The 22,317-nt window shown below is 36.8% G+C and carries 20 protein-coding genes; 3 read left to right on the forward strand and 17 right to left on the reverse strand.

Features of this window, described 5'->3' with window-relative positions:
- Nucleotides 1-123: 123 nt before the first annotated feature.
- Complete coding sequence (gene gyrB / locus M2265_RS12100; RefSeq protein ID WP_132772148.1) at nucleotides 124-2,082, reverse strand: DNA topoisomerase (ATP-hydrolyzing) subunit B; 1,959 nt, start codon at nucleotides 2,080-2,082, stop codon at nucleotides 124-126.
- Nucleotides 2,083-2,272: 190 nt separating this feature from the next.
- On the opposite strand from gyrB, the gene M2265_RS12105 reads away from it, so the two are divergent.
- Nucleotides 2,273-2,884: an OmpH family outer membrane protein gene (locus M2265_RS12105; RefSeq protein WP_021190122.1), complete on the forward strand. Its 612-nt coding sequence runs from the start codon at nucleotides 2,273-2,275 to the stop codon at nucleotides 2,882-2,884.
- 111 nt (nucleotides 2,885-2,995) lie between these two features.
- The gene (locus M2265_RS12110) at nucleotides 2,996-3,898 is read left to right on the forward strand and encodes a CorA family divalent cation transporter (RefSeq protein ID WP_132772147.1); all 903 of its coding nucleotides are present in this window, start codon (nucleotides 2,996-2,998) and stop codon (nucleotides 3,896-3,898) included.
- On the opposite strand, the gene tsaB is transcribed toward M2265_RS12110, so the two are convergent.
- From tsaB to mscL, 5 genes are all read right to left on the reverse strand, one after another.
- On the reverse strand, nucleotides 3,893-4,600 hold the full coding sequence (gene tsaB, locus M2265_RS12115) for a tRNA (adenosine(37)-N6)-threonylcarbamoyltransferase complex dimerization subunit type 1 TsaB (protein ID WP_132772146.1): 708 nt from the start codon (nucleotides 4,598-4,600) through the stop codon (nucleotides 3,893-3,895). The genes M2265_RS12110 and tsaB overlap by 6 nt on opposite strands.
- 18 nt (nucleotides 4,601-4,618) lie before the next feature.
- Nucleotides 4,619-4,873, reverse strand: a complete 255-nt coding sequence (gene yidD, locus M2265_RS12120) for a membrane protein insertion efficiency factor YidD (RefSeq protein ID WP_132772145.1) — start codon at nucleotides 4,871-4,873, stop codon at nucleotides 4,619-4,621.
- A complete protein-coding gene (locus M2265_RS12125; RefSeq protein WP_031288357.1) occupies nucleotides 4,824-5,261 on the reverse strand; it encodes a ribonuclease P protein component in 438 nt (145 codons plus the stop codon). The genes yidD and M2265_RS12125 overlap by 50 nt, the downstream gene beginning before the upstream one ends.
- A 66-nt stretch (nucleotides 5,262-5,327) precedes the next feature.
- Nucleotides 5,328-5,486, reverse strand: a complete 159-nt coding sequence (rpmH, locus tag M2265_RS12130; protein WP_045753170.1) for a 50S ribosomal protein L34 — start codon at nucleotides 5,484-5,486, stop codon at nucleotides 5,328-5,330.
- 188 nt (nucleotides 5,487-5,674) lie between these two features.
- Nucleotides 5,675-6,082, reverse strand: a complete 408-nt coding sequence (gene mscL / locus M2265_RS12135; RefSeq protein WP_021190117.1) for a large-conductance mechanosensitive channel protein MscL — start codon at nucleotides 6,080-6,082, stop codon at nucleotides 5,675-5,677.
- A 257-nt stretch (nucleotides 6,083-6,339) separates the two neighbouring features.
- On the opposite strand from mscL, the gene M2265_RS12140 reads away from it, so the two are divergent.
- Nucleotides 6,340-6,981: a response regulator transcription factor gene (locus M2265_RS12140; RefSeq protein WP_132772144.1), complete on the forward strand. Its 642-nt coding sequence runs from the start codon at nucleotides 6,340-6,342 to the stop codon at nucleotides 6,979-6,981.
- A 23-nt stretch (nucleotides 6,982-7,004) separates the two neighbouring features.
- Here M2265_RS12140 and M2265_RS12145 read toward each other — a convergent pair whose 3' ends face one another.
- The 11 genes from M2265_RS12145 to M2265_RS12195 form a co-directional block, all read right to left on the reverse strand.
- The gene (locus M2265_RS12145; RefSeq protein ID WP_031288438.1) at nucleotides 7,005-8,147 is read right to left on the reverse strand and encodes a sugar phosphate isomerase/epimerase family protein; all 1,143 of its coding nucleotides are present in this window, start codon (nucleotides 8,145-8,147) and stop codon (nucleotides 7,005-7,007) included.
- A gap of 181 nt (nucleotides 8,148-8,328) precedes the next feature.
- Nucleotides 8,329-10,014, reverse strand: a complete 1,686-nt coding sequence (gene ftsZ / locus M2265_RS12150; RefSeq protein WP_132772143.1) for a cell division protein FtsZ — start codon at nucleotides 10,012-10,014, stop codon at nucleotides 8,329-8,331.
- Nucleotides 10,015-10,154: 140 nt separating this feature from the next.
- A complete protein-coding gene (ftsA, locus tag M2265_RS12155; protein WP_132772142.1) occupies nucleotides 10,155-11,519 on the reverse strand; it encodes a cell division protein FtsA in 1,365 nt (454 codons plus the stop codon).
- A 24-nt stretch (nucleotides 11,520-11,543) separates the two neighbouring features.
- The gene (locus M2265_RS12160; protein WP_132772141.1) at nucleotides 11,544-12,386 is read right to left on the reverse strand and encodes a cell division protein FtsQ/DivIB; all 843 of its coding nucleotides are present in this window, start codon (nucleotides 12,384-12,386) and stop codon (nucleotides 11,544-11,546) included.
- Complete coding sequence (gene murC, locus M2265_RS12165) at nucleotides 12,379-13,734, reverse strand: UDP-N-acetylmuramate--L-alanine ligase (protein ID WP_132772140.1); 1,356 nt, start codon at nucleotides 13,732-13,734, stop codon at nucleotides 12,379-12,381. Before murC ends, M2265_RS12160 begins: the two co-directional genes overlap by 8 nt.
- A 5-nt stretch (nucleotides 13,735-13,739) precedes the next feature.
- Entirely contained in the window at nucleotides 13,740-14,843 is a 1,104-nt protein-coding gene (gene murG, locus M2265_RS12170; protein ID WP_132772139.1) for an undecaprenyldiphospho-muramoylpentapeptide beta-N-acetylglucosaminyltransferase, read from the reverse strand.
- Between the two features lie 12 nt (nucleotides 14,844-14,855).
- Complete coding sequence (locus M2265_RS12175; RefSeq protein ID WP_021190261.1) at nucleotides 14,856-16,064, reverse strand: FtsW/RodA/SpoVE family cell cycle protein; 1,209 nt, start codon at nucleotides 16,062-16,064, stop codon at nucleotides 14,856-14,858.
- Nucleotides 16,065-16,099: 35 nt separating this feature from the next.
- A complete protein-coding gene (gene murD / locus M2265_RS12180) occupies nucleotides 16,100-17,473 on the reverse strand; it encodes a UDP-N-acetylmuramoyl-L-alanine--D-glutamate ligase (RefSeq protein ID WP_132772138.1) in 1,374 nt (457 codons plus the stop codon).
- Between the two features lie 4 nt (nucleotides 17,474-17,477).
- Complete coding sequence (gene mraY, locus M2265_RS12185) at nucleotides 17,478-18,722, reverse strand: phospho-N-acetylmuramoyl-pentapeptide-transferase (RefSeq protein ID WP_132772137.1); 1,245 nt, start codon at nucleotides 18,720-18,722, stop codon at nucleotides 17,478-17,480.
- A gap of 4 nt (nucleotides 18,723-18,726) precedes the next feature.
- Nucleotides 18,727-20,184 (reverse strand): UDP-N-acetylmuramoyl-L-alanyl-D-glutamate--2,6-diaminopimelate ligase, encoded by a 1,458-nt coding sequence (locus M2265_RS12190; RefSeq protein ID WP_132772136.1) that lies wholly within the window; start codon nucleotides 20,182-20,184, stop codon nucleotides 18,727-18,729.
- Between the two features lies 1 nt (nucleotide 20,185).
- Complete coding sequence (locus M2265_RS12195) at nucleotides 20,186-22,309, reverse strand: penicillin-binding protein (RefSeq protein WP_021189602.1); 2,124 nt, start codon at nucleotides 22,307-22,309, stop codon at nucleotides 20,186-20,188.
- Between the last annotated feature and the right edge of the window lie 8 nt (nucleotides 22,310-22,317).

Genomic DNA, 22,317 nt, shown 5'->3' on the forward strand with positions numbered 1-22,317 from the left:
ATACCATATATAAGTTACAGTTATTAACCTAATTAGACAAAAAATATAGATTTTTCTAATTCAAAAAAAAAAGGTCTAACTACCTGAGTAGTTAGACCTTTCAAAGATTAAAATCTAAAATAATTAAATATCGATCTTAGCGTAACGTGAATTGCGCTCAATAAACTCACGACGGGGTGCAACCTCATCACCCATTAACATTGAGAATATACGATCACATTCAGCCGCATTTTCGATGTTCACTTGTCTTAATGTACGCGTCTCAGGATTCATTGTTGTATCCCATAGTTGTTCAGCGTTCATTTCTCCAAGACCTTTATAACGTTGTACATGTACGCTGTCTTCTTTACCTCCACCTTTCAATTGCTGAATAGCATTTAAGCGTTGATCTTCAGTCCAAGCGTATTGATGATCTTTACCTTTTTTAACCAAATATAATGGTGGAGTAGCGATGTAAATGTATCCCTTCTCAATCAATTCTTTCATGTATCTAAAGTAGAACGTTAGAATTAAAGTTGTGATGTGAGAACCATCGACGTCGGCATCGGTCATGATAATGATACGATGGTAACGTAATTTATCTAAGTTTAATGCTTTAGGATCATCTGGGGTACCTAAACTAACACCTAGGGCAGTAAACATATTTTTGATCTCTTCATTTTCATAGATCTTATGTTCCATTGCTTTTTCTACGTTTAGAATTTTACCACGAAGTGGCATAATCGCTTGATATTTACGATCACGTCCTGATTTTGCTGTTCCACCTGCCGAATCTCCCTCCACAAAGTAAATTTCACATTTTGTAGGATCATTATCTTGACAATCTGCGAGCTTACCAGGTAAACCAGAACCACCCATTACAGTTTTCCTTTGTACAAGATCACGAGCTTTACGAGCCGCGGCACGAGCCTGAGCTGCGATAACAACCTTTTGTACGATTGCTTTTGCTTCGCGAGGATTCTCTTCTAAATAGATATTTAAAATCTCCCCTACCGCAACATCAACAGCACCCATTACTTCGGAGTTACCCAATTTGGTTTTTGTCTGTCCCTCAAACTGTGGTTCCGCAACTTTCACTGAAATAACTGCAGTTAAGCCTTCACGAAAATCATCTCCAGTAATTTCTACCTTCAAATTTTTCAATAAACCTGATCTATCAGCATATGCCTTTAATGTACGGGTCAAACCACGACGAAAACCAGCAACATGTGAACCACCTTCAATGGTATTAATGTTATTGACATATGAATGCACATTTTCAGTATAGGTCTCGTTATACTGTAAAGCCAATTCAACTGGAATACCTTGTTTGATACCCTCCACATAAATCGGATGTGGTATGATCGGGTGACGGTTACTATCTAAAAACTGAACAAATTCTTGTAAACCACCTTCAGATAAAAACACATCTTGACGTAAATTACCATCTTCCAAAGTTTCTCGCTCATCTGTCAAAGATAAAGTGATTCCTTTATTCAAGAAAGATAACTCACGAAGACGACTCGCTAATGTATCATAGTTATAAGTCGTAGTCGTTGTGAAAATTTCACTATCCGGAGTAAACGTAACAATAGTACCAGTAGCATCAGAATCACCAATTTCTTTCACCGTATATAAAGGTTTTCCCTTTTCATACTCTTGCTGGAAAACTTTACCATCACGGTGAACAATTGCTGACAAATGAATAGATAAAGCGTTTACACAGGACACCCCCACACCGTGAAGACCACCTGATACCTTATACGTATCCTTATCAAATTTACCACCAGCATGTAATACAGTCATTACAATTTCCAGTGCCGATTTATTCTCCTTTTTATTGATACCTGTTGGAATACCACGTCCGTTATCCTTTACGGAAATAGAATTGTCTTTATGGATAGTGACAAAAATATCTGTACAATAACCTGCAACGGCTTCATCGATAGAGTTATCGACGACCTCATATACCAAATGGTGCAAACCTTTAACCCCTGTGTCTCCAATATACATGGAAGGACGTTTACGTACAGCCTCTAATCCCTCTAAAACTTGGATATTATCGGCTGAATAGGATGATGCATTTTTGTTTTCTTCGCTCATTGAAACTAATTAAATACTTGTAATCAAAAATACGAAATTTTAACCACTTTAACAAGTCAACGAGAAGTGATAACAAGCAATTTAATGCGCTATTATTCCATAATTATTTTATATTTTAGCAGTCGAAAATCCTAAATGTAATTTTTTTATAGTAGGTTTGTTCTTATTAAAACGTGTAATCAAATAAACAATGAGTAATATATTTTCAACATTATCAAAGGTAACTTTAGGCGTAGCAATATCAGTAGCCGCTATTTCTTGTAACCAAGAGGGAAAAAGTACTGGTGCTACAACTTCCAAAGATTCTACTTCAGCAAACACTTCTTCAACAAAAGTTGAGAAAATTGTATACATCAATTCAGATTCTTTATCTCAAAAATATGAGTACTTTAAGGACATTAGAAGTAAATTAGAAGCAAAAGTTAAAAAAGCACAAACAGATCTTCAGGCAAAAAGCCAAGCTTTTCAACGTGAAGTTGCAGAATACCAACAAAAAGCACCTAATTTAAGTGCTGCAGAAAGACAAGCAACAGAAGAAAAATTAGCACGTAAACAAGACGAATTAAGCCGTTTAGATCAAAATGCATCTGCTTCAATACAACAAGACGAATCCGCTGAATTTAATAATGTCTACAATAAAATTACCGAATTTTTGAAGAAACATGCAAGTGATAACGGTTATACACTTGTACTGACATATTCGAAATCAAATCCGACAGTATTATATGCTGATTCAAAATTGGAAATCACGAATGAAGTGGTGAAACAATTAAATGAAGAATATAAAAAAGAAAAGAAATAACATTTCTAAAATTGTTAAATAAGAAAGCCGCTCATGAGCGGCTTTCTTATTTAACAACAATTTGCTTTTTGAAAATCTCTTCGGTATATTAACCTAAAATCCGATTAATTTATGATATCCACTATAGTAAGTAAAGAGCAAGCTAGTTATGAATGGGTCGATGTATTCGAGCCAAGTGTAACGGATCTCGAAATTTTGAAAGAAAAATATAACCTCAATCAGGCATCTATTAAAGATTCTTTAGAACCTGAACATCTTCCAAAAATAGAAGAGTTTGACAACTATACTTTTATTATCCTAAGGATGGTATCTGCAACATTTAAGGATAACTCCGACAATATTGGTGAAATAACAGACCGTTTAACTATTTTCTATGGTGCAGACTTCGTCATTACACTTCATAAGAAAAATGTAGAATTCATTCATAAAATGAAACTTTTGGATTTTAGATCTCCAAAATTAAAAGACAGTAAACATTTAGCTAATTACCTGAGCACGGCGGCGCTCGCCTCTTTTGAAAAAATACTGCCCAAAATATCTACTAAATTGGATGAATATGAAGAAAGCGTTTTTCTGACACGTCAAAAAAAGCTAGTCCTCAAACATGTCTATTTTATTAAAAGACAGATTGATGTTGTCAGGAAGGTTATCATATTGTACAAAGAAATTGTAGAGCACTTTCATGCTAATCAAAAACGCAATGTCTACAGCCGAGATTTAAAAGATCTATATTTGAGAGCCAATACGCTGTACGACAATCTTTCAGAGAACACAAGTCAGCTCCTCAATATCTATTTTAATATTTCCTCCAATCACACGAACGAAATCATGCGTATCTTAACCATTTTTTCCGTGTTTTTTATGCCGATTACTTTTGTCGCTGGCGTTTACGGTATGAATTTCAAAAACATGCCTGAACTAGAATGGTACTATGGATATCCTGTAGCAATTATTATTATGCTCGGAATATCGCTAGCAATCTATTACTGGTTCAAAAGAAAAGGCTGGTTATAAACCAGGTCTTTTCTTTGCAGTGGTTGCAACAAAATCTTTTAAATAATAGGGTTCGAAGTAAGCAACATCTTCAAAATCTTTAGCTTGATACTTATCGAAAGCAATTTTGCTCATATCAGTCGCGTTCGTCTGTACTTCCTCAATAATATCTACACCTTGTCCAGTACTAAATACATCTTTTAATTTATCCGCTCCCGGACCAAATAAACAAATACGAGGGTATTGTACTATAAATTGACCAAAACTTGCGTTATCGATAATCAAAGCTTGAGTTGTTACTACCGATCTGCCTGTATCATCAAATGAAGCACAGTACACCTCCATCCTTCTCGCGTCTAACATCGGGATATAAAGATCGTACGATAGTGATTTCCCTTCATTCGCACGAAAACCCGAATAAATAGCATCTAGCGTATTGACAGCGATCAAAGGTATATCCAGGGCATAGCACAAACCCTTAGCGGTAGAAACTCCGATCCTTAAGCCGGTGTAAGAACCTGGCCCCATACTCACCGCAATTGCTGACAAATCTTTAAAACCTATATTCTCCTGATCCAACAAAGCCTGTATAAACAAAGTTAGCTGTGAGGCGTGAACATTAGGTTCATTGACACTTTCGTGCTGACGAACAATTCCCGATTCAACCAAAGCGACTGAACACATAGAAGTAGAAGTCTCGATTTGTAAAATATAAGTATGCATACAAAAAAATAAAAAATATTAAGGAACAGGATCGTGACCATGGCCACCCCAGGGATTACAACTTAAAATACGTTTTATAGCAAGCCATCCTCCTTTAAAGGGACCATATTTTTGAATGGCTTGATAACCATACTGTGAACAGGTTGGTGTATAACGACAGTTAGCTCCCAAAAAGGGAGAAATAAAAATCTGATAAAACCGGATAATAGCTAAAAATAACAGACTAAATATCCGCTTGATAATCTTTTGCCAAATATAGTTTAGAACATTCATTCTTTAATTTTACCAAAGCTTTTTCCATATGACTATACAGAAAATCATATGCTAACAGACCTTTACCTACGTATTGTATTGTGAATAACAAAGGTAATTGATGTTCTTCTAAAAATGGTGTTAAGCCTTCATTTTTTTGTAAACGAAAACATTCTCTCATACGGCGCTTCATCAGATTACGATCAACAGCACGTTTGAACCGGCGTTTAGAAACCGCTAATATGACCTGTGATGAAGAATTTTCCATGATGAGATGATCGTCTTCTCTTGGAGCATAGAAGACAACACGGTAGGGATAACAAACAAAAGAAGAACCTTTATGAAACAGCGTATCAATCAACTTGACACTACATAAACGTTCTTCTTTCTTAAATGTATTTTTAATCATAATCGATGACTGAAAAGTCGGCCATGTCATTACACGAGCCTCCTGGCCACCAGCTACGCAAAAATATTAACCTTTGTGACGACCTTCGTCAGAAACTGTAAGGCGTTTTCTACCTTTTGCTCTACGAGAAGCTAAAATTCTTCTACCATTTGCAGAACTCATGCGATCTCTGAATCCGTGCTTGTTTCTTCTTTTTCTTTGCGATGGCTGAAATGTTCTTTTCATGACGCTTAATATGCTAAATTATGTTTTGATTCTATTAATAAAACTCCCTAAAGAGGAATGCAAAAGTAAAATATATTTTAGAGAATAACAAACAATAAATGCAACTTCTCCAAAATATCGAAATATTCCATAAAAAAACAGATGAAGAATACCCTATTCTTCATCTAATTTTTCACCAAAGTATATGATTACTTATTTTTAAGTAAATCTCTGATTTCTGTTAAAAGTGTTTCTTCTTTTGTTGGAGCAGGTGCCACTTCAGGAGCTTTATCTTCCTTACGTTTCATCGAATTTAAGGCTTTAATCACCATAAAAATACAAAATGCAACAATTAGAAATTGGATCACGACATTAATAAAGTTTCCTAAATTAATCGCTACTTCTGGCTTTTTTGCAACCTCATCTGCAGCTTTAAGTACATATTTAATTTCTGAAAAATCAACACCTCCTGTCAAATAACCAATTGGTGGCATGATGATATCATCTACCAATGACGTTACAATTTTTCCAAATGCACCACCGATAATAACACCGACTGCTAAATCAACTACGCTACCGCGCATAGCAAATTCTTTAAACTCTTTCAAAATTCCCATAAAATAAATGTTTAATATTGCAATTATTGTAATTCTCTACCTAAATATAAACTTATTTCAATAAAACTGACACAAAATATTAATATTTACGGTAAAATATCGTTAGCCAATTTACAACACAAAGTAGCGAGAAATAAAATAAACAGAAAAGAACTAATCTTTGACTATATTTACACGCATTTATTATTTCGAATTCAGTATTTTTGTTTATTTTTAAACAACACAATTCGCAAAATAATATTTCCTAAATATCGCTCATGAAAAAAATATTAATTGCCGACGACCATAGTATTGTTCGATTAGGAGCATCTGTCATTATAAAAGAAACTATGCCATCCTGTATCATTACACAGGCTCAGGATTATAGTGAGGTTCTAACATTGTTGGAAAAAGAAGATTTTGATCTACTATTACTCGATATCAATATGCCTGGAGGAAATAATATTAGAGTAGTAAAAGAAATTCTAGAAATACAACCGTCCATCAAAATACTGGTATTCTCTTCTTATGATGAATCTCTTTATGCTTTAAGATATATTGAAGCTGGCGCTGCCGGATTTGTCAATAAAAGCACGGCTATGGCAGAGCTTAGTAATGCAATATTAACAATAAAAGAAAGAGGAAAATACATGTCGGATGAAGTAAAAGACCTTTACGTTAAGAAGCTAACTCAAACCAAAGCTAAGATAAACACGATGAATCCGCTTTCACGACTTTCAAACAGAGAAGTGGATGTTGCAAAGTATTTAATGCAGGGATTGGGTATCATTGAAGTCTCTACGAGCTTAGATCTTAGCCCGTCAACTGTAAGTACTTACAAAAGCAGAATATTTGAAAAATTAAATGTCTCTAATATTCCAGAGCTCATTGAAATATTTAGAATTCACTCTGCAAACTAGTTTGCAGAGTGAATTCTATTTTTTTAAGATAACTCATCAATTGTTACAACAGGAATATCTTTTCCGTGTACGATCTGTAAGTCACGTTCATTTTTATATGAATACCCGCTCTTTTCATCCAGTTCCCATAGCATTGGTGCAAAGAAATTAACACAGGTACTAAAGCCCTGTAAGATAGCAGACATAACCCCTGTATCTTTAGAATTTTTAGCTTCGTTTTCTATTTCAAAAACTCCGTTAAAAGCGCGTTTTTGCAAAGTATCAACAAATGCTCTCCAGTCCATGCTATCTGACCCTCCAAATCCGGGAAGCATGGCTTCGTAATGATGTCTATCCCAATCATGTGCTGGAATTGCAATATTAGCAGCCTTAGCAAGTTCAGCATCAACATGCTGCATTGGATACATACCGCCCCAGTCCGTGCGCGCTTGCGTACTTAAATTGCGTGTAGTCTTGATATGAATACGGTGTAACCGCTCTATATCCATAGCATTGATAACAGATACTGGATCTGTATTTTGCCAGACATCATGTGATGGATCATAGATTTCACCATGTGCTTTACTTGGTATCATTTCATACATCAATTTTCGTGCGGCCAATACTGCTGGCAAATTATTATAAGTACTGCTATAACGCGACGATCTCCAGCCTTCCATAGGACAGTTTTCATACAATACCGTTACCCCTAGATCTTCAGCATATTTAATAATTGGTGCAAAAACACGTTTGTACTCATCTAGATTTTTCTGAAAGCCATCTATCTGATTACCAAGATCATGATTATAACCAACAAAAGTCCCCACTTTTACATTATTGGCATCTCCTCCGAGTAAATGAGCAATCCGAATAAGTTTTAATAAATGATTCTGATTTTTAACCCGTTCACCTTCTTCTCCACCGATCATATTCTCGAAAGCTCCCAAAGACAGATGTAAAGCGGCCTGATTGAAAACTTCTATTGTACGTTTTGCATCCTCCGCTGTAAAACCTTCATAATTGAGATGTGTTGCCGTATGATCCTGACGTGTGCCATCTTTTCTAAACACACATAAATCAATACCTGAAGCTCCGACTTCTTTTGTTTTATCTATTAATTCAGGTAAATCCAGCTTGTCAAATGCTGAACTCATCACCCATATTGGATTATTCAATTTGCGATTCATATCTATACTACTTGTTTTTATCGGTTCTATGACATAACCATGCATATGCTCTTTTTTAGAGTTTTTACAACATTGCTATTTCATAAATATAATGTATTTCTATATAAATGGTAAAAATTAAAGATACAAAAAAAAGCTATCTCACACGAGATAGCTTTCATATTATTTATGCAAAATTAAACTAATCTACATTGTCATGTAAAAAAGAATTATTGGGTCTAATTTCTGTATTTCCATCTTCAAAAGACAGTGTAAATCTGGAAACCTGAGATTGTGAAGAATGCGGCGTATCATCTAATGACATTTGCTTTCTTTTGTAAGCTGGCTCATTTTCCAATTCCTGAAGACCATTTGAAGATTTTAATTTCATACTCAACTCCTTCAATCTCAAAATACGTTCTTTTGTACGTACCAATTGATCTTCAAAAGAAACTTGCTCCTCTTCCACCTGTTCTATCTCAGCTTTATTATTAACAGAAGCAGAGAAATTATTTGCCTGCTCCTCTTGCGGAGAAACAGATCCAGCAGTGTAATCGTCAAATACCGTAGGCATCTGAAATTGAAATACAGAAGGAGAAGTTTTTAATTGGAAATCATTTCCCTGATTTGCTGACGAAGCCTCTTCTTCGACCACTTCTTCAAAATTTAATTCATGACGAATAATCGAATTCCCTTCAACAGCCACCTGTTGTTGAACAGCATTTTTAGGTGCAGAAAACAAATCGTTAGTCGGGATAGGAGCTGAAACGTTTTCTGGATTTGTTTGCACAGGATTAACAAGAGGTGTATTCGTCACTTCCTTCTGTACAAATTGATTAACCGGTTTAACAAAAGATGCTACTTGTTCTGCAGCCGTTAAAGGCATCGTAACTTTCGTATTTTCGCGTTCAATATCCCTTTCCTCAGAAGTCTGGAATCCTGTCGCAATAATTGTTACAGATAGTTCCTCGCCAAAGTTTTCATCAATACAATTACCCCAAATTAAATCTGCAGAAAGACCAGCTTTCTCTTGAATATAATCCGTAATAATAGCAACCTCATCCATGGTTACTTCCTTTAAACCAGAAGTAATATTCAGTAAGATATAACGAGCACCTTCAATTTCATTATCTTTTAATAGCGGAGAAGCAAGAGCTCCTTCAACTGCTTTAATAGCTCGGTCTTCACCTTCAGCAACAGCATTACCCATAATGGCAACACCACTATCATTCATCACTGTGCGCACATCTTTAAAATCGACATTTACATAACCAGGGATAGTAATGATCTCAGCGATACCTTTTGCGGCAGTTGTTAAAATATCATCAGCTTTTGCAAAAGCTGCTGTCATGGTAAGATTCCCAAAAATCTCTCTCAAACGATCGTTAGAGATCACTAAATACGAATCTACATATTTACGCAATTCCGATAAACCTTCTTCGGCTTGCGAACGGCGACGTTTACCTTCGAAAGTAAAGGGAGTTGTAATAATCGCAACAGTCAAAATACCTAATTCCTTAGCTGCTTTTGCCAATACGGGACTAGCTCCAGTACCAGTACCACCACCCATTCCTGCAGTAATAAACAGCATTTTGGTATTAGTACCTAACATACGTTTGATATCGTCAATACTTTCGATAGCTGAATTTTCACCTACATCAGGATCTGCACCAGCACCCATACCTTCTGTCAAACTCATACCCAATTGTACTTTATTAGGTATTGGACTTAACTCCAAAGCTTGAGCATCGGTATTACACACGATGAAATCTACCCCACTAATTCCTTGTTTATACATGTGGTTAACGGCATTACCGCCACCACCACCAACCCCAATAACCTTAATTATTGATGATTGTTCTTTTAACATTTCAAACTGTATTGACATAACTTATCCCTATTTAACTCATAATGACTTCAGTACAAACTTCACCTAAACTCAATATTCGTAATGTAATAATAACATATTTTCAACAATTTTTTTCCACAAATGTTTAAAATGTGGAAAAAAACATAAAGTGTTGAAAACTATTTTTTATCCAAGAAAGTGGCATCATCAATTTCATTGCCATCCTTCATTAATTTTTTGAACCATGTTAGCAAACCATGCTCCTTCTGTTGTTGCTCGCCGACCTCTTTCACAGACTCAGCATCCTTCTTCACAACTTTAGGCGCTCTTCTGGTCTCTACTTCATCCTCGTGCGCCTGAATACCCTTCATCAACAAACCTATACTGGTAGCATATAATGGACTTTTCAATTCTTCATACAAAGCCTTTGGCAAAACTTCATTTTTTGCCAAGTATTCATTAGGAAAACCGATACGGCAATCAATGCCAGTGATATATTCAACAAGTTGTACCAAATGTTTCAATTGGGCACCACCTCCAGTAATAACGATTCCACCGATCAGTTTATTTTCATAACCAGAAGATTTGATCTCATAGTACACATGTTCAATAATCTCCTCCATACGTGCTTGAATAATGTATGCAAGATTTTTTACTGAAATCTCTTTAGGTTCACGACCTTTTAATCCGGGAACACAAATTACTTCGTTTTCCTTATTTTCATCAGCTAATGCAGATCCGAATCGTGTTTTTAACAACTCAGCTTGACTTCTCAATACAGAACAACCTTGACGAATATCTTCCGTCACGATATTCCCTCCTAAAGGAATTACAGCAGTGTGACGAATGATTCCTTCATGGAAAATCGCTACGTCTGTAGTACCTCCTCCAATATCAACTAAAACAACACCAGCATTTTTTTCGTCATCATCCAATACAGCTTCAGATGATGCCAAAGGTTCAAGAATTAATTCTGAAACCTCTAAATTTGAATTATCAATACATCTTTTAATATTTCGAATATCCGTAACACGTCCCGAAATAATATGGAAATTCGCTTCAATGCGACGTCCTGCCATACCGATCGGTTCTCGAATACCCGGCTCATTATCGATCGTAAATTCCTGCGGCAACACATGGATAATTTCTTCTCCAGGAGGCAACACTAATTTATACATATCCGAAATAAGACGTTCAATATCTTTTCTTGTAACTTCATCATCGCTATCAGTCTTGGTAAAAATACCACGATGTTGAATACTTTTGATATGTTGGCCAGCAATACCAACATTCACCACTTTGATATCAACATTTGATTGATTTTCGGCTATTTCAACCGCTTCAAGAATGCTGCTCACCGTTTTTTGAATGTTCGCGACCACACCTCGGCTTACTCCTGCCGAATCTGCTTTACCAACGCCTAAAAGTTCTATTTTATTTCCGCCACTACGTCTTCCAACTGTAACGCAAATCTTGGTTGTACCAATATCGAGTCCCACAATAATTGGGTTCTCTCTTTCGATTTCTGCTGATTTTGGATTCATAATATTCTGTATTGATGCTGTATACTATAATGTGTTATTCTTTACTTTCTTCTCCGGGTTATGCAGATCATCAAATGTCCAAACACCACGTTTTTCACAAATAATTTGACCTGCATATTTTACATTCACTTTATTGTAAGCGTCAACCCCGACTTTAGGGATTATTTCTTTATAAAATGTCTGCAACAAACTAAACTTTTGGTCTAAAGAATCGGCAGTGCCGATAACAAGCTGCTGATTTCCGACCCGAGGTACCAATTCAATATCTTTATCATTGTTAACAAATACCTGTACAACTTGATTGCTCCACAGCTCATCATTTTCGATAAACTGTGTCACTTGTAATAAATCTTTTACCAGTGTAGAGTTAATCGAATCCAAAGGATTCTTATACCCCTCTTCAATATTACCTGTTGCAATCATGACATGAGGTACATATTTCAATGTAGTTGGTACCTTCAATCCATTTAAATCGATATAATATTCCCGACCATTCTTATTAATGACACGCATAACGACTTCCCGTTGCGCGATATTAATGGCTAGAATACCATCCATATCCAAATGAACCGTTGCCTTAGATACGTAAGGCAACTTTTTCAACGTTTTTTCGATCTTTTCTAAAGGAATATCAAGTAATGGCTTACCAATTATATTGCCATAACTTTTACTGATAAGCGCAGAGATATCTCCTTGATCAATAAAAGCTTCTTTTCCTTCAATAAAAATATTTACCTCACGACATACTTGAAGGTCATCTTTGCGATTGACCAAGGACATCACAATGATTACAGCTATCACACCTAAAAAAAAGAGTGATAAATATAATACGCGATTCCATCGTATGTTGTGTAAATATTTAAGCATGTGCTAAAATTTCCTTCAATGGTTTTACTAATTTATCAATATCACCAGCTCCAACTGTCACCAACAATTCCAATTTTTCACACTGAGCAATTGCCAATACTTCCTGGGCTGTAACAACAGCTTTTTCCGGTGCCGTGATTTTACTCAACAACCAAGATGAATTTACACCTTCGATAGGTAATTCACGAGCAGGATAGATTTCCATAAGTAGTACACGATCTGCCATAGAAAGCACTTCTGCAAATCCTTCTATAAAATCACGGGTTCTCGTAAAGAGATGTGGCTGAAATACAACTGTCAACTTCTTATTCGGATATAGCTTACGCATCGAGCTCAAAAATGCACGCAACTCTTCCGGATGATGTGCATAATCATCTACATAAATAGCAGACTGACTTCTTACGATATATTCAAAACGTCTTTTAACACCTCTAAAATTCGTTAGTGCAACTTTTATTTTATCATCTGCAATACCCAAAATACGGGCAACAGTTATTGCCGCTACAGCATTTTCAACATTATGCGTGCCCGGTATTCCCAAATGAATATCTTCAATCTTTGCATCTCCTGAAATGTAATCAAAATAAAATTCTCCATCTTTAACATGTACATTAGAAGCATAAACATCTGCAACATCATGTCCAGAATACGAGATTTGACTTTCAAATGGTAAACCCTTCTTAACAATACGCGTACCACCTTCAACAACTCGATCCAAATACATTTGAAAAGTCGTTAAAAGTTGGCTTGCATCACCATAAATATCCAAATGATCAGCATCAGCTGAAGTCACAATAGCTATATTAGGATGTAAGGTTAAGAATGAGCGATCATATTCATCCGCTTCTACGACGACCACATCATTATTACCATACAAAACATTTGTATCGTAATTGGAACTGATACCGCCTAGAAAAGCAGAGCAGTCAAAACCACTATCCTTTAATATGTGGGCCACCATGGTAGAAGTTGTCGTTTTACCATGTGTACCCGCCACACCAATTGTAAAACGACTTTCACTAATGATACCTAAAACTTCAGATCTCTTATGTAGCGTATGCCCTACTTCTTCCAGATGATGTTTAATTTTAGAGTCTTTAGGAATAGCAGGAGTAAAAATGATTAATGTTTCTTCATTAGAAATATTAAATATCGGATCTATCGTATTGGCATCATCAAGATACGAAATTTCAATTCCTTCGGACACTAATGTTTTAGTCAATTCCGTTTCCGTACGATCATATCCCTTCACTACGCATCCTAAGTGAGCAAAATAACGAGCAAGTCCACTCATTCCAATTCCACCTATCCCAATAAGATATACTTGTTTGATTGCGTCAATTTTCATTATTTTTACCCTTTATTTGCTAATTTTAAAACTTCTTTTGCAATGACTACGTCCGCATCAAGAAGCGCTAATTTCTTTATATTTTGAGCCAAAGCTTTCGATTCAGATTCATTACCGAGCAAAGCAATAGCTGTGTCAAATAATGTTGCTTTTGCCTCGTTATCCTTAACTAATACCGCCGCATGTTTATTCACCAAAGCCATCGCATTTTTTGTTTGATGATCTTCCGCTACATTGGGCGAAGGAACCAATATTACCGGCTTACCAACAACACATAGTTCTGAGATCGTTCCAGCACCTGCACGGCCAATAATCATATCAGCCGCTGCATAAGCGTAATCCATACGTTGCAAGAAAGCAAGCATATGAACACGACCAGAAAGTTTATCTTTCAATTCTTGACTTAATTGATCGAAATAGTAACTTCCACACTGCCATATCACTTGTATATTTGCATCATCAAACTTCCCGAGAGAAGCCATTACACTTTCATTCAAAGTACGTGCTCCTAGACTGCCACCCGTGACTAAAATTGTCTTTTTATCAGCATCTAATCCAAAAAATGCCAACGCTTCTTCACGCTTACCTTCAATCTCAATAGAAGCACGGCGAATCGGATTACCCGTTAACAATAATCTCTCTGCTGGAAAAAATTGTTCCATACCTTCATAAGCAACACAAATCTTAGCTGCCTTATTTCCTAAGCGCTTATTGGTAACTCCCGCATAAGAATTTTGTTCTTGTACGAGTGTTGGTATATGCAATCGATTTGCTACCATCAATAAGGGGCCAGAAGCAAAACCACCAACACCAACAGCTACATCAGGTTTAAACTCACGGACAATTTTACGTGCTTTGTTCATGCTTTTAAACAGCTTGAACGGTAAAAATATATTTTTCCAAAACTGTTGTCTATTGATCCCTTGAATATCTAATCCCACGATTTTATAACCTGCTGCTGGAACTTTCTCCATTTCCATACGGCCGTTAGCTCCAACAAAAAGAATTTCATTTTGCGGATCCAATGCTTTTAGTGCATTAGCAATTGCTACTGCCGGAAAAATATGTCCGCCAGTACCACCACCACTTATGATCACACGTATAGCCATTCTTTATATCTTTTATACCGGAATCGTACCAACGACCACTCTTTTTTCCTTTGGTCGTTCATCCAATTCCTGTTTACCTTTTAACTCTTCAATATTTCTACTTACACTTAAGATAATTCCTAATGCAATACTGGTAAATAGAATTGATGTTCCTCCCATACTCACTAAGGGAAGCGGAACACCGGTCACCGGACCCAAACCTACTGCTACTGCCATATTCGCAAATGCTTGAATAGTCAAACTAAAGCCTAGCCCTGCGGCCAAAAAAGCACCAAATGCTTTAGGGCTTAATGTCACAATACGAATACATCTATACATCAAAGCGAGATATAGAAAAATTAAGACGACACCGCCTATTGTTCCATATTCTTCAATGATGATGGCAAATATAAAATCCGAATAAGGGTGTGGCAATACATTTCTCTGAATACTATTACCTGGTCCTTTACCAAAAACACCTCCCGTCGCTATTGCAATCTTAGCATTATTAGCCTGATAGTTTTTATCATCCTGAAATGAAACAGGCATACCTTCCTGTTTATCTTTTTCAACCCCGATAAAAGACTTGACACGACTGTAATAAGTTGCTCGTCTTGGACCGATCGAAACAACAATTATTCCGAGCAATACCACACCGGCAGATACAATAGCGATCTGCTTAAAACTAATACGCCCAATTAAGAGCAGTAATACACATACCCCAAACAACATAATTGCTGTAGACATATTCGCCCAAGCAATTAAAACAAAGACACCACAAACAGCACCCATGATCGGAATAAATGATTTCTTGACATCTTTTATCTCCTCTTGCTTCCTAGACAACATACGAGCTAAGAACGTAATCAATGCCAACTTTGCCAAATCGGAAGTTTGAAAAGTCTGATTAATCACAGGGATCGTAACCCAACGACTTGCATCATTCACCTTACTTCCAAAAATCAATGTATATAAAAGCAATGGAACCGTTATCGCCATCAACAATTTGGAAATACCTGCATAATAACGGTAATCCAGTTTATGCGATAAATACATCAACACAAAACCAACAGCAATTAAAGAGAAGTGCTTGAACAGATATAATTCTGTTCCCTTACCTTCTTTATATGCCAACGTTCCTACAGAACTGTAGACCGCTAACAAAGACCAGCCCGAAAGCAGGATTACAATAATCCATATCCAACGGTCGCCCTTTAATTTAGAAAGTAGATGCTCTACCATATTTAATTACTTTAGATTTATAAAACCTATATCCACTACAACTCCATCACCGCGGCTTTAAATTTATCACCGCGATCTTCGTAATTTTTAAACCAGTCAAAACTTGCACACGCTGGTGACAACAATACCGTATCTCCTTTTTGAGCCAAATGAGATGCTAATTGCACCGCATCTTTCATAGAAGAACTGTTTACGATCAATTCCGTATCATCTTCAAATGCGGCGTGAATAGCCGTATTATCTTTGCCGACACAAACAATAGCACGTACTTTATTTTTAACTAAATCGCGCAACATTTCATAATCATTGCCCTTATCCACGCCACCTAACATCAAAACGATAGGTGTGGATACACTTTCCAAAGCATACCAAACCGAGTTAACATTGGTTGCTTTTGAATCATTAATATAATTAACGCCACCTATACAAGCTACTTGCTCCAAACGATGTGCAATATTAACATATGAGCTCATACTTTCCTTCATAGCTTGATTTCTCAACTCTTGAACCTTAGCAATAAGGCCAGAAGCCATATTGTTGTACACATTGTGTTTCCCTGTCAAAGACAACTCTTCCGTTCTCATAGTAAATGTATCGCTATTAGGTATGTTAATTATAATATCTTTAATTGAAGTCAAATATGCTCCAAATTCTACTTTTTGTTCCTGTGTAAAAGGCAAATGCATTGCTGCAGTATGATGTCTTTTTAAACCTGCTGCAGTTTGTGGATCATCCAGACAATAAATGAAGTAATCGTCTTTCGTCTGATTTTGAATCATTCGAAACTTAGAATCCACGTAATTCTCCACCTTATAACCATAACGATCCAGATGATCAGCGGTAATATTCAAAATAACAGCGATGTCTGCTCTAAATTGGTACATATCATCCAGCATAAAGCTCGAAATTTCCAATACATAAACATCAAATTGCTCACGTGCTACTTGCAGCGCAAAGCTTTTACCGATATTTCCAGCTAATCCTACATGTTTACCTGCATGCTTCAGCATCTCATAGGTCAACATGGTAGTGGTCGATTTCCCATTTGATCCCGTAATACAGATCAATTTAGCGTCGGTATATTGTGCAGCAAATTCTATTTCTGCAATAACAGGAATATGTTTAGCTTTCAACGCAATGACTAAAGGAGCATGTTCCGGAATACCGGGACTTTTCACAACAAGATCCGCCAATAAAATACGTTCCTCGGTATGAGTGCCCTCCTCATAAGCAATCTGTTCTCCATCCAGCTGCACTTTATAGTGCGATGCAATCATTCCCATATCAGAAACAAAAACATCAAAACCTTTCTGTTTTGCCAGTATAGCAGTACCTACACCACTCTCACCTGCTCCAAGAACGATTAGTTTTCCCGACTGTGGATAATATGTTGATGAAATGTTCGCCATACTGTTATCTAATTTTTAATGTTACGATGGTCAAAATGGCCAAAATAATTCCAACAATCACAAACCGGGTTACAATCTTAGCTTCATGATAACCTTTCTTTTGAAAATGATGATGCAAAGGAGACATTAAGAAAATACGTCTTCCCTCACCATATTTTTTCTTTGTGTATTTAAAATAAGAAACCTGCAAAATAACAGAAACCAGTTCCAATAAGAAAACACCGCACAATATCGGGATCAGCAGTTCTTTACGGATCAAAATCGCAAAAGCGGCAATAATACCACCAATAGCCAAACTACCCGTATCTCCCATAAATACCTGAGCAGGATAAGTATTGTACCATAAAAAGCCAACGCATGCCCCAACAAAAGCACCTGCAAAAATCACAAGCTCTCCCGAATTAGGAATATACATGATATTCAGGTAGTCTGAAAAAATAACGTTACCGGACACATAAGCTAAAATGGCTAGTGTAACACCAATAATTGCAGAAGTACCCGTTGCTAAACCATCAATACCATCTGTGATATTTGCACCATTAGATACCGCTGTCACAATAAATACTACAACGACCAAGAATACAATAAACGTTAAAACATTACTATTAAGTCCAAATACCTTAAACACTTTAGCATAGTCAAATTCGTTATTCTTATAAAAAGGAATATTTGTTTTCGATGATTTCACATTCTCTGCATAAGTCTTCTCACCGGTACTCTGATTGATCACAACCTCAACAGGTTTAGTCGAAGTAGGTGACGCAACATTTTGACGTACGACAATTTCTGGATGAAAATACATTGTACATGCAATGAAAATACCTAGACCAGTTTGACCGATTACCTTAAAACGGCCAGCCAGACCTTCCTTATTATGACGAAATACTTTAATATAATCATCCAAAAATCCGACAGCTCCCATCCAAAGTGTAGCAACGATCATAATGATGACATAAATATTCGTCAGCTTCGCAAACAATAAAGTCGGAATTAGAATACCTGCAATAATAATCAAACCACCCATAGTTGGTGTACCTTGTTTCTTTTTCTCCCCCTCTAATCCTAAATCACGGATGGTCTCTCCCACTTGCTTATTCTGAAGTACCTGAATCAGTTTTCCTCCAAAGACAGTCGTGATGATCAATGATGCAATCACCGCCATCGATGTTCTGAAAGAAATATACTGAAACAGTCCAGCTCCTGGAATGTGCACGTATTCGTTTAACCATGTGAATAAATGGTACAACATATTCTTATTCTTCGTTAAATGTTAATTCTAAAATTTCTTTATCATCAAAATGATGGCGTACACCATTCACCTCTTGATACTTTTCATGTCCTTTTCCAGCTACCACAATAATATCACCTGGTTTAGCCAATTGATATGCTACTCGGATGGCCTCTTTACGATCGGCAATAGACAAAACTTTACTCTTTTGCTCAGGAGCAACACCCGCTTCCATCTCTTTGATAATAACAAGCGGATCTTCCGTTCTCGGGTTATCTGATGTAATAATCAGACGATCACTATAACGTAATGCCGACTGTGACATCTCAGGTCTTTTTGTTTTATCACGATCACCACCACATCCCAGTACCGTAATAATCTGCTGACTCTCATTACGTAATTTTTCAATGGTCTGCAATACATTCTCAACAGCATCAGGTGTATGTGCATAATCAACAATTCCAAAGACGCCATTCGGTGCTTTCATGGTTTCAAAACGTCCTTCTGCACCAGTCAAGACACTCATTGCAGTCAATACACGAACAGTTTCTTGCTCCAGCAAAATAGCAGCTCCATAAACTGCCAGTAAATTATAAGCATTAAAGCCTCCAACCAATTTCACCCAAACATCATAACCATCGATGTTCATCAACATCCCATCGAAATGGCTTTCCACAATTCTAGCACTAAAATCAGCACCAGAATGCAAGCCATATGTCTTTTTATAAGCAAATGTGTTTTGCAACATCACCTGTCCATTACGATCATCTTCATTCGTCAGTGCAAAAGCTGCTGTATCTAAATCATCAAAAAACTTTTTCTTTGCCTTAATGTAACTACTGAAAGTTTTATGAAAATCCAGATGATCATGCGTAATGTTCGTAAAAATAGCGCCTGTAAATTTCAAACCTGCAATCCGTTGTTGCACTACTGCATGCGAACTTACCTCCATAAAACAGTAATCACATCCCTCTTCAACCATTTCACTCAATAAGTGATTTAATTGAATAGGATCAGGAGTTGTATGTGTTGCAGGTATAATACGATCACCGATCTGATTCTGTACAGTTGACAAAAGCCCAACATGATAACCCAATTCTGAAAACAGCTGAAACAACAACGTTGCAACAGTTGTTTTACCATTCGTTCCCGTCACGCCAACCAATTTCAATTTCTTTGACGGATTATCATAAAAGTTAGATGCAACAATACCCAAAGCTAATGCTGAATCGGCTACAACAATATAAACAACAGAATCCAACGTCTCTGTCGGCAACTCTTCTACAATTACTGCTCTTGCTCCAAATGCAATTGCTTTTTCAATAAATAAATGCCCATCAGTATGTACACCTCTAACGGCAATAAACAAACTTCCGAACACGACCTGACGCGAATCAAAGCAAAGCGATACTACCTCAACATCTAGTTGACCGACTACCTCCTGTACAGGAATAGCATGTAATATTGATTTTAAATTCTTCATTCTACTTCAGTTCTATTGTTACACCTGTACCAATTGGTAATTTTTGACTTGCAATCAAAGATTGCTTAATCACTTTTCCTTTTCCAATCACGCTTGTTTTAAATCCAGAATTCTCCAGAGCAAACAAAGCATCAATCAACCCCATTCCCATAACATTTGGCACTACACCCTCTTTTATTTGATACTCCACAAATGGAACTCCAAGCGTTGAACTTGTTGAATCATTCTGTGCAATTGAATTCCAATTCACAATTTTTAAACCTAACTGCTCGTACACCTTCTGAGTCGCTTCGCGCGATCCCTTTAATGTTAAAGCCTTCGTATTCAAGGCCGACGTATTTAGTTTTTTTCTATTAAAAGCACTGTGCATATCCAAATCATTTGCATACACCATATCAGCTAGCTCTTTAAAAACCGGTCCCGCTGTTGACGCACCATAATATCCGTTTCTCGGATTTCGAATCACCACGATGATCGAATATTTTGGATCTTCAGCAGGAAAATATCCTGCAAAAGAAGATTGATATTTACGATTACGATATCCCATCGCACCGTCTGCCATTTGAGCCGTTCCTGTTTTACCACCGGAACTATACAATGGATTTCTCAAGGTTTTCCCTGTTCCATCTTTCATCGTACCTTCCAGCATTCCCCTGATTTGTCCCAAGGCTTTATCAGAAGCAATCTTCTCATTAATAACCCTTGCTTCAAATTTTTCAACCGTATTACCTAGGTGTCTGATTTCTTTTACAAAAAGCGGAGAAATCATTCTTCCATTATTCGCTACGGCATTATACAATGTCAACATCTGTAATGGTGTCACTTTTAGCTCGTAGCCATAAGCCATTTGTACAAGTGACAGACCACTCCAACTCTTACTTTTTGGAGTTTTTATCAAGGGAGCTCCTTCTCCCGTTATTTGTAATTTTAATTTCTGATCTAATCCAAAAGAATGCAGCTTAGCTGAAAATTTCCCTGGATTATCTTTATAATGCTCATAAATCAATTTCGTAATACCTACGTTTGACGATTGTTCAAAAGCTTCCTGCGCACTCATTATTGATTTTTTAGGCGCATGTGAATCTTTAATCGTGTGACGGTAGATCGGCCAGTTTCCGTTTCCAACATTCACATGAGTACTCGAATCGATTAACCCATCATCAATAGCAGCCAGATAAGATGCTAGTTTAAATGTAGATCCTGGTTCAGCACTCTGTGCAATCGCAATATTCATTTTTTCACGGTAGACACCATCTTTGTCTTTCGTAAAATTTGCAACAGCACGAACTTCTCCCGTTTTAACCTCCATCATCACAACACAACCTTCATCAGCATTACTTGCTATCATCTGCTTCTCCAAGGCCCTTTGTGCCATATCCTGCATATTGATATCAATGGTTGAGATAATATCAGCCCCATCTACAGGAGCCACTTCAATATCACGGTTAACAGGAATCCATACACCCCCTGCAATTCTTTGCATCAGGCGTTTTCCACTTTTTCCGTCAATATATTCACCATAGGCACCTTCAAGTCCAACATGAATATTTTCTTTGACATTTTTATAGCCTATTGTCCGCGCAGCCAAATTAACAAACGGAAGAATACGCTTATTCTGACGCTCTGTAATCAAACCACCAGGATAACGTTCTTTACCAACACGAACAGCTTTAAGCAACGGAAAATTCCTAATAACTTTCAGGTCTTGATGCGAAACAGCTCGCTTAATCAAGACATAACGTTGCTTTTTATTTCTTGCCTGTTTTAATAATGTCAAATACTGTCTAGAAGATTTATCTTTAAAAAATCCCGACAGTTTAATCGCCAAAGAATCAACTTTCAGATTGAAATAATCGTTTTCCTCTTCCGGAATAGCCATAGCATCAAAGCGCAATTCGTATTCAGGTACAGATGTCGCCAGTAAGCTTCCATCATTAGAGTAGATATTTCCACGAGCCGCCTCTACTTCACGCTCCTGAATGGATAAACTATCTGACAACTCCCGCCATTTATCACCGTCAATATACTGTAAATGAAAAAGCTTCGTAAACACAGCAATCGCCACAAGGACGATTAAACCGAATGCGATATAAACACGAAATAGAATGGTAGTTCTGATATTCATAAACGTCT

Origin of the sequence: Sphingobacterium kitahiroshimense (assembly GCF_025961315.1) — a bacterium.
GTDB classification, from domain to species: domain Bacteria; phylum Bacteroidota; class Bacteroidia; order Sphingobacteriales; family Sphingobacteriaceae; genus Sphingobacterium; species Sphingobacterium anhuiense.

Coding starts and splice junctions, on each gene's coding strand:
- gyrB (WP_132772148.1), bottom strand. CDS start 2,082: ATGAGCGAAGAAAACAAAAATGCATCATCCTATTCAGCCGATAATATC.
- M2265_RS12105 (WP_021190122.1), top strand. CDS start 2,273: ATGAGTAATATATTTTCAACATTATCAAAGGTAACTTTAGGCGTAGCA.
- M2265_RS12110 (WP_132772147.1), top strand. CDS start 2,996: ATGATATCCACTATAGTAAGTAAAGAGCAAGCTAGTTATGAATGGGTC.
- tsaB (WP_132772146.1), bottom strand. CDS start 4,600: ATGCATACTTATATTTTACAAATCGAGACTTCTACTTCTATGTGTTCA.
- yidD (WP_132772145.1), bottom strand. CDS start 4,873: ATGAATGTTCTAAACTATATTTGGCAAAAGATTATCAAGCGGATATTT.
- M2265_RS12125 (WP_031288357.1), bottom strand. CDS start 5,261: ATGATTAAAAATACATTTAAGAAAGAAGAACGTTTATGTAGTGTCAAG.
- rpmH (WP_045753170.1), bottom strand. CDS start 5,486: ATGAAAAGAACATTTCAGCCATCGCAAAGAAAAAGAAGAAACAAGCAC.
- mscL (WP_021190117.1), bottom strand. CDS start 6,082: ATGGGAATTTTGAAAGAGTTTAAAGAATTTGCTATGCGCGGTAGCGTA.
- M2265_RS12140 (WP_132772144.1), top strand. CDS start 6,340: ATGAAAAAAATATTAATTGCCGACGACCATAGTATTGTTCGATTAGGA.
- M2265_RS12145 (WP_031288438.1), bottom strand. CDS start 8,147: ATGAATCGCAAATTGAATAATCCAATATGGGTGATGAGTTCAGCATTT.
- ftsZ (WP_132772143.1), bottom strand. CDS start 10,014: ATGTCAATACAGTTTGAAATGTTAAAAGAACAATCATCAATAATTAAG.
- ftsA (WP_132772142.1), bottom strand. CDS start 11,519: ATGAATCCAAAATCAGCAGAAATCGAAAGAGAGAACCCAATTATTGTG.
- M2265_RS12160 (WP_132772141.1), bottom strand. CDS start 12,386: ATGCTTAAATATTTACACAACATACGATGGAATCGCGTATTATATTTA.
- murC (WP_132772140.1), bottom strand. CDS start 13,734: ATGAAAATTGACGCAATCAAACAAGTATATCTTATTGGGATAGGTGGA.
- murG (WP_132772139.1), bottom strand. CDS start 14,843: ATGGCTATACGTGTGATCATAAGTGGTGGTGGTACTGGCGGACATATT.
- M2265_RS12175 (WP_021190261.1), bottom strand. CDS start 16,064: ATGGTAGAGCATCTACTTTCTAAATTAAAGGGCGACCGTTGGATATGG.
- murD (WP_132772138.1), bottom strand. CDS start 17,473: ATGGCGAACATTTCATCAACATATTATCCACAGTCGGGAAAACTAATC.
- mraY (WP_132772137.1), bottom strand. CDS start 18,722: ATGTTGTACCATTTATTCACATGGTTAAACGAATACGTGCACATTCCA.
- M2265_RS12190 (WP_132772136.1), bottom strand. CDS start 20,184: ATGAAGAATTTAAAATCAATATTACATGCTATTCCTGTACAGGAGGTA.
- M2265_RS12195 (WP_021189602.1), bottom strand. CDS start 22,309: ATGAATATCAGAACTACCATTCTATTTCGTGTTTATATCGCATTCGGT.